This window comes from Rhizobacter sp. (assembly GCF_035702065.1).
Lineage (GTDB): Bacteria > Pseudomonadota > Gammaproteobacteria > Burkholderiales > Burkholderiaceae_C > Rhizobacter.
Genome location: NZ_DASSRA010000005.1, coordinates 1 through 7,540, shown reverse-complemented (window position 1 = coordinate 7,540; position 7,540 = coordinate 1). Strand labels below are relative to the sequence as shown.

At 70.1% G+C, this 7,540-nt stretch carries 7 protein-coding genes; 1 reads left to right on the top strand and 6 read right to left on the bottom strand.

All coding sequences use genetic code 11. From position 1 onward, the window contains the following. The coding region (locus tag VFL64_RS00285; protein WP_489538376.1) for a TonB-dependent receptor plug domain-containing protein at positions 1-626 on the bottom strand (626 nt) is incomplete at its 3' end. A 358-nt stretch (positions 627-984) separates the two neighbouring features. Between VFL64_RS00285 and VFL64_RS00280 the strand changes: the two genes are divergently transcribed. After that, a complete protein-coding gene (locus tag VFL64_RS00280) occupies positions 985-1,728 on the top strand; it encodes a GntR family transcriptional regulator (RefSeq protein ID WP_489538375.1) in 744 nt (247 codons plus the stop codon). 7 nt (positions 1,729-1,735) lie between these two features. On the opposite strand, the gene VFL64_RS00275 is transcribed toward VFL64_RS00280, so the two are convergent. From VFL64_RS00275 to VFL64_RS00255, 5 genes are read right to left on the bottom strand one after another with little or no spacing between them, the layout of a single operon-like run. Next, the gene (locus tag VFL64_RS00275) at positions 1,736-2,797 is read right to left on the bottom strand and encodes an acyltransferase family protein (RefSeq protein ID WP_489538374.1); all 1,062 of its coding nucleotides are present in this window, start codon (positions 2,795-2,797) and stop codon (positions 1,736-1,738) included. A 7-nt stretch (positions 2,798-2,804) separates the two neighbouring features. After that, positions 2,805-3,713: a glycoside hydrolase family 16 protein gene (locus VFL64_RS00270; RefSeq protein WP_489538373.1), complete on the bottom strand. Its 909-nt coding sequence runs from the start codon at positions 3,711-3,713 to the stop codon at positions 2,805-2,807. Next, a complete protein-coding gene (locus VFL64_RS00265; protein WP_489538372.1) occupies positions 3,713-5,008 on the bottom strand; it encodes an MFS transporter in 1,296 nt (431 codons plus the stop codon). Before VFL64_RS00265 ends, VFL64_RS00270 begins: the two co-directional genes overlap by 1 nt. A gap of 33 nt (positions 5,009-5,041) precedes the next feature. After that, entirely contained in the window at positions 5,042-6,523 is a 1,482-nt protein-coding gene (gene nagZ / locus VFL64_RS00260) for a beta-N-acetylhexosaminidase (RefSeq protein ID WP_489538371.1), read from the bottom strand. Positions 6,524-6,531: 8 nt separating this feature from the next. Further along, positions 6,532-7,539, bottom strand: a complete 1,008-nt coding sequence (locus VFL64_RS00255) for an SIS domain-containing protein (protein ID WP_489538370.1) — start codon at positions 7,537-7,539, stop codon at positions 6,532-6,534. Position 7,540: the final 1 nt, after the last annotated feature.

The following is a 7,540-nucleotide window of genomic DNA, read 5'->3' as shown; positions in this document are numbered from 1 at the left end:
TTGGCGTCCAGGTCCAGCGGCTTGCGGGTCTTGACGATCACGGTGCCGCCGATGCCGCCTTCGGTCAGGTCGGCCTGAGTGGTCTTGTACACGTCCATGCCGCCGACGAGCTCGGCGGGCAGCAGGGAGTAGTTGAACGAGCGGTCGACCGCCTTCTGGTCGTACCAGCCGGTGGAAGCCACCGTCTGGCCGTTCAGGGTGGTATAGGTCATCTGCGGGTCGGTGCCGCGAATGGACACCGTGGCACCCTGGCCGAAGTCGCGGCCCACCGAGACGCCCGGGATGCGGCCCAGGGCTTCGCCCACGTCGGAGTCGGGCAGCTTGCCTACATCCTCGGCGGACACGGCGTCGACCAAGGCGGTGGCGTTCTTCTTGATGTTCACGGCCGTGGCGAGCGCGGCACGAATGCCGGTGATGTTGACCACCTCCAACTGCTGGGAGCCCTTGGCTTCGGGCTTGGCTTCGGGCTTGGCCGCTTCCGGCGCAGAAGCCGCTGCGGCGGGTGCCTGGGGCGCCGACGCGGCGGCCGCGGGAGCCGCGGGCGCCTGTTGCGCACGGGCCGTGGTGAGCGAGCTCATCAGCACCAGCGCGACGGCCGATGCGACGGGAGTCAGTTGTAGGTTCATGTCATGCCTCTGATTGAAATGAGCGCCAGATCCCCGATCCGGCCTTGCAAAACCCCGGGACTTCGGGCCTCCATCGGTCAAGACCAGTGGCGGACCAACCCTCCCACTCAAAATTCCGGCTGTTGCCAGTGTGCGTACCAGTACGCTACCACTAGATGCCACTATGCTACCAATCCAAATCGTTTGCAACAGGATTCACGCGCTCGCCACCCCCAGGGAATCACTGATGTAAAGTGAGCTGCACCACCCTGGAAACACGCCCCAACATGAGCACGCGCCCCCCAGCTTGTATCGAACTGGTATTGTTAAAAGAGCCACTGGCATGCAATTGGTGGGCCAGCCGTGCCGGAGGCCACCCATGAGCAGCCTGGCCCAGGCGCTCAAGCCGTTGGACCCGAACAACGCGCTGCCGCTGTACAAGCAGCTGCAACGTGCGGTGCGCGACGCCATCGAGCGCCGCGTGCTGAACCCCGACGACGCGCTGCCCTCCGAGCGACAGCTGGCCGAGGACCTGGCGGTGTCGCGCATCACGGTGCGCCGCGCGTTCGAAGGGCTGACCCAGGAAGGCTGGCTGGTGCGCCGCCAGGGCTCGGGCAACTTCGTCGGCACCCGGGTCGAGAAGAACTTTGCCAAGCTGACCTCGTTCTCCGAGGACATGCGGGCGCGCGGCAGCCGGCCGCACAGCGTGTGGCTCAAGCGCACGCAGGGCACGGTGTCGCCCGAAGAGGCGCTCAAACTGGCGCTCAGCCCTGGGGCCACGGTCTACCGCTTCCACCGCCTGCGCTACGCCGATGACGCGCCGATGGCGATCGAGATCGCGACCATCGTCGCGAGCTGCCTGCCGTCGCTCGAGTCGGTGGGCGATTCGCTCTACCAGGCGCTGGAGGCGCAGGGCAACCGGCCGGTGCGTGCCTTGCAGCGCCTGCGCGCGCTGCTGCTCAACGCCGAGCAGGCCCGCCTGCTCAACGCACGGGAGGGCGACGCCGGCCTGCTGGTCGAACGCCTGGGCTACCTGCCCGACGGGCGCGCGATCGAGCTGTCGCAGTCGTTCTACCGTGGCGACATGTACGACTTCATCGCCGAATTGAACGCCGGGGTCTGACACCGGCTCAGACCTTGATGTACAGCTTGCGGCGATCGAGCTGCACGACGACCAGCCACCAGACGCCGACGAAGGCGATCGCATACGCGAGCGATGGCAGGTACGGGCCGGTGATCGGCGTCATCCATTCGAAGGCGACGCGGTACAGCGGCTGGGCCCAGTGCAGGCCCTCGAGCACGCAGGTCATCAGCCAGGCCCCGGCGTAGGCCGCGATGGCATTGACGCCGAAGCTGCGGCCGAGTGCCGGCGCACCGCGGCGGTCGATCCACTCATTCGCCACCCACAGCGCGAGCAAGGCCCAGCCGCTGCTCCACAGCACGTAGGACGAGGTCCACAGCTGCTTGTTGAACGGAAACACGAGGGACCACGCCCAGCCGGCCAGCAGCGCCACCGCGCCCGCCTGCCACAGGTGGCTGCGCTGGCCGCGGCGCAGCCAGTCGCCGCCGCGCACACCGAGAAGCGTCGTCGCGATGGCCGGCAGCGTGCTGAGCAGGCCTTCGGGCTCGTGGCCGAGGCCGGTGACGGCATCGAACTCATAGGCAAAACGGCCAAGCAGCGCCGTGTCGATGCGGCTCGCGAGGTTGCCCTCCTTGCTCAAGGGCCCACCCCACGCCAGCAGCGCCCAGTACCCGAGCAGGATCGCGGCCAGCACGGCCCATTGCGTGCGCACCCGTGTGCCGATCGCCAGCAGCCCGGCCGCCGCGAAGCACAGGCCGATGCGCTGCAGCACGCCGAAGGGGCGGAAGGACCGTGTGTCCATCAGCCAGTGGGCGATGGCATGAAGCACCAGGCCCAGCACGACGATGCGCAGCGCGCGCACGAGCACGGTGCGACGCAATGTCGCCCGGTCACTGCCTGCATCGATGCGGGGCCCGAGGCTCAGCGACAGCGACACGCCGACGATGAACAGGAAGAACGGGAAGATGAGGTCGGTGGGCGTGCAGCCATGCCACGCTGCATGCTCCAACGGCGCATAGACATGGCCCCAATCGCCCGCGTCGTTGACGAGGAGCATGGCCGCGACGGTCAGCCCGCGCAAGGCATCGACGGAATCGAGGCGTTCCTGCATCGTCGGCTCAGAAGTCGCAGGTCGAGGCCAGCGGCGGGGTCGCCGGCGGCACGCTGTCCACGTGGGCCGCGCCCGCCTGCCGCAGCGCCTGCACGGCCGCCAGCACCTCGGCCGGCGACAGCACGCGGTTGCGCGCATGGAAGACCCAGTCGACGTCCTGCTCGTAGACGCGCGTGGGTCCCGCCGCCAACAGCCCGCCCGGCGAGAACCAGAGGTTGAAGTTGATCGCCATCGGCACCGCCGGGTAGTTGCGCCCGCCGTGCTCTGCGAGCAGCTCGCCGTCCAGGTAGAAGCGCGTGCGGCCGGCGCTGGCCTGCATCACCAGCACATGCCAGCCGGCCGGCAGTTCGCCGAAGCGCTCGTGCGGCTGGTTGTAGGCCAGCCAAGGCTCCAGGCGCACCGTCTGCCAGCTCACGCCATACAGGCGCGGGCGGGCATCGCCCCAGCCGCCGTTGGGCAGGTACTCCCAGTCGAGTTCGCTGTACTCGGGATCGAAGTCGAAGCGCAGCGGGCTCACGCTGTAGAAGGTCTGGACCACCACGTCGCCGTCGGGGCCCTGCGCGGGTGCATTGCTGAAGCGCACGCGCGCGGCGTAGGTGCCTTCGAAGTACTTGCGGGCGTGGCAGACCTGCGCCTGCCGCGTGCCGGCCGGCGTGCCGTCGGTGCGCGCGCTGAGGCGCAGCAAGCGGTTGCCGGTTTGCTGCGCATCGTCGACCAGCGAGACGGCGCCCACATCCCAGCTGGCACCGGCGATGCCGGGGTGGCCGGCTTTCGTGCGCACCGCCCAGCCATCACGCGCGAGCGCGGAGGGGTTGTCTTGGCTGAAGTCGTCGAAGAAGGTGTCCGCCGTCGGCAGCGGCGTCGCACAAGCCGACAGCAGCGCGGCCGACAGCAACGCGAAGGCCGGCCGGAGCATCACGGCTGTGCCGGCTCGCTCGGCGCCTCCAGCGGCACGAAGCGCGAGAGGATCAACACCGGCACCGCGCACGCCAGGCCCCAGATGAAGAAGTTCTGGTAGCCCAGCGCCACCTGGATGTCACCGCTCACGGCGCGGAAGAGGCTCATGCCCAGGCCCATCACGCCCGAGCCGATGGCGTAGTGCGCGGTCTGGTACTTGCCCACCGACACCACCTGCATCAGGTACAGGATCACGCCGACGAAGCCGAAGCCGTAGCCGAACATCTCCAGGCTCAGCGCTGCCGCGATCAGCGCAAAGTTGCTCGGCATCGCCACGCTGAGGAAGATGAAGGCCACCGTCGGCAGGTTCATCGCGAGGATCAGCCACAGCATCGCGCGCTTCAAGCCCAGCCAGGCCGCGAAGTAGCCGCCGACCACGCTGCCGGCCAGGAAGGCGATGGTGCCGGCCGTGCCGTAGGCCCAGCCGACCTGGTCGGTGCTGAGGCCCAGGCCGCCCGCCTCGCGCGCGGCGCGCAGGAAGATCGGCCCGATGGTCTGCACCTGCCCTTCACTGGCGCGGAACAGGATGATGAAGACGATGGCGGCCCAGATGCCCGGCTTGGCGAGGAAGTCGCGCACCACGGTCCACAGCGTGCTGCCGATGGCGCGCGCCGACCCCTCGGGCGCCGCCGCGTTGCGCGCCTGCGGCAGCGTCCACAGGTTGTACAGGCCCAGCACGACCATCGCGGCGGCGAGGGTGGTGAAGATCACCGTCCACGCGCCCTTCACGCCGATGGACTTCTCCAGCAGCCCGGCTGCCACCAGCAGGCCACCCGCCGAGACGAATCGCGCCACGTTGAAGAAGGCCCCCTGCCAGCCGGCGTACTGCGCCTGCGCCTTGTGCGACAGGCTCGCGATGTAGAGGCCATCGCAGGCGATGTCGTGCGTGGCCGAGGCCAGCGAGACCAGCGCCAGCGCCACGATGGCCAGCACGAAGAAGTTGGGCAGGTTGAGCGCCACCGCCACCAGCCCCAGGCCTGCCGCGCCGACCAGCTGGAACAGCACCACCACCGACTTCTTGCTCGGCGCCAGTTCCAGGAAGGGGCTCCAGATCCACTTGAAGCCCCAGGCCAGCGACAGCACACCCAGCCAGCGCGTCATCTGCTCGTTGGGCACGTTCATGCTGATGAGCATCTGCTGCGCGATCACGTTGACCGCGAAGAAAGGCAGGCCCTGCGCGAGGTAGAGGCTGGGCACCCACTTGATCGGCGATCGGCGCGGCGCGGCAGGGGCGTCCAGCGTGGCGGTTTGCATGGGAGTCTCCGTGGGTTCTTGTCGTGTTCCGGCTCAGTGGCCCAGGCTCACCGGTGAACGCCCGGAGGCTGGCGCGCGCCCTTCGAGCCAGGCCCGCACCGCTGCCAGTGCGCCATCGGCGTAGCCCCAGCTGACAACGGCGGGCGCGGCGATGTCGAGCACCTGAAACGGGTTCCACAGCACCAGGTGCAGGTCGGGGCGCCAGGCTTGCGCCTGCGCCCCATAGCGGTCGCGGTGGTTGGAGACGAGCACCGTACGGCGGCCATCGGCCGGCAGCGTGGACCAGTCGAGCGCCTGCAGGTCATCGAGCGCCATCACATCGACGTCGGCAAAGCCTTCGAAGAGCCTCGCCACGGCGCTGCCCGGCAGGCCGGCCTCGGAGACGCCGTCGCAGGGCACGCTGCGCTGGGTGATGACGCGCAGCGGCAGGTGCCGTGCAGGCGCCTGCGGCGCACCGATCGCGGTGAGGCCGGCGGCCCAGGCCGCATGGACCAGGCGGTCGTCGCTCTCGCGTTGGGCGGTCGGGTAGGCGGTGGCACCCGCCGGGAAGCGCAGCGCCAAGGCGTCCAGGCGCGCGCAGGCACGATCCAGTTGTTCGGCGGTCAGCGCGCCTTTCGCCTGGGCCCGCTCGATCGCCTTGATCGCGGCGGTCTGGTCGGCTTGGCTGCCGAGCGCCATCACCATGTCGGCCCCGGCCTGCAGCGCCAGCACGGCGGCGCGGTCGTGGCCGTAGTGGTCGTAGATGGCCTTCATCACCAGCGAGTCGGTGATCACCACGCCCTCGTAGCCCCAGGCCTCGCGCAGCACGCCGCCGAGGATCTTGCGCGACAGCGTGGCCGGGTGCTCGGCATCGAGCTGCGGGTAGACGATGTGCGCCGTCATCACCGCCGGCGCCTCGCCCTTCAGGTCGTGGAAGGGGCGGAACTCCATCGCCTCTAGCGCGGCGAGTGGCTTGTCGACCACCGGCAGGTGGCTGTGCGAATCCATGTGGGTGTCGCCATGCCCGGGGAAGTGCTTCACGCAGCAGGCCACGCCGGCGCGCAGCGCGCCGCGCATCCAGGCGCCAGCCAGGCGCGTCACCTCGGCCGGGGCCTCGGAGAAGCTGCGCTCGGCGATCACCGGGTTGGCCGGGTTGTTGTTGACGTCGAGCACCGGCGCGAAATCCCAGTTGATGCCCAGGCTGCGCACGCCGCGGCCCACCGCCTCACCGACCGCCTCGGCCAGCGCCGCATCGCCGGCGGCGCCCAGCGCCATCGCGGCGGGCGCCTGCGGCAGGAAGGTGGCGCGCACCACCGAGCCGCCTTCCTGGTCGAGGCCGATCAGGGCGTGCTCGCCCATCACCTCGCGCAGGTCGGCGGTGAGCTGCTTCACCTCGGCCTCGGTGCCGAGGTTGTGGCGGAACAGGCAGACGGCGCGGATGTGGTGCTGGCGCAGGAAGGCGGCGGTGGCGGCGTCGAGCGACTTGCCCTGGATGTCGACCATCACCAGCCGACCCGCGTGGAATGGAGCGCTCATGGTCGGATTCACTGCGTGCGCGTGACCTTGGCCAGGTGGCGCGGCCGGTCCGGGTCGAAGCCTCGCGCCAGGGCCAGCGCCTCCACCATCGGGTAGAAGCTCTGGATGGTGGAGATCGGGTCGAGCTCCACCGATGCCGTCTCGACGATGGGCAGCGTCGCGCCCGGCGTGCCGGCGGGTGCCGCCAGCAGCACCTTGGCGCCGCGGCCGCGCATCTCTTCGGCCAGGGCCACCAGGCCCGCCTGCGCCGGCCCGCGTGGCGCGAACACGAGCAGCGGGTAGCCCTCGTCGATCAGCGCCATCGGCCCGTGCTTGACCTCGGCGCCCGAGAAGGCCTCGGCCTGGATGGCGCAGGTCTCCTTGAACTTGAGCGCGGCCTCCATCGCCACCGGCAGGCCGGTGCCGCGTCCGATCACGAACAGGCGGTCGGCGTGGCGCAGTGCGTCCACCGCGCTCGACCAGTCGGCGTGTGCGGCACGCGCCAGCACGCCGGGCAGGGCCGAGAGCGCCGCCTGCAGCACCAGGTCGTCCTGCCAGGCCGCGACCACGCGCGCACCGGCCACCAGCTGGGTGATGAAGCTCTTGGTCGCCGCCACGCTGGTCTCGGCGCCGGCGTGCAGCGGGAACACCCACTGCGCGGCCTGGGCCAGCGGGGAGTCGGGGTCGTTGACGAAGGCCGCCGTGCACGCGCCACCGTCGCTGAAGTAGCGCGTCGGCGCCACCAGGTCGGGGCTCTGGCCCGATTGCGAGAAGGCCATGGATGCGAGGCCGTCGCAGATGATCTGCGACTGGTACAGCGTGATCAGCGACATGGGCAGCGAGGTCACCAGCCGCCCCATGCGCGCCATGATCAGGTAGGCCATGAAGTGGGCCGCGTGGTCGGAGCTCCCGCGCGCCACGGTGAGCACCGAGCTGGGCGGGCGGGCCCGCAGGAAGGCGCCGAAGTCGCTGTACGCCTGGTCGTTCTGGGCCAGCTGGCGGGCCACGGCGGCGGGCGCTTCGCGCGCCTCAACCAGC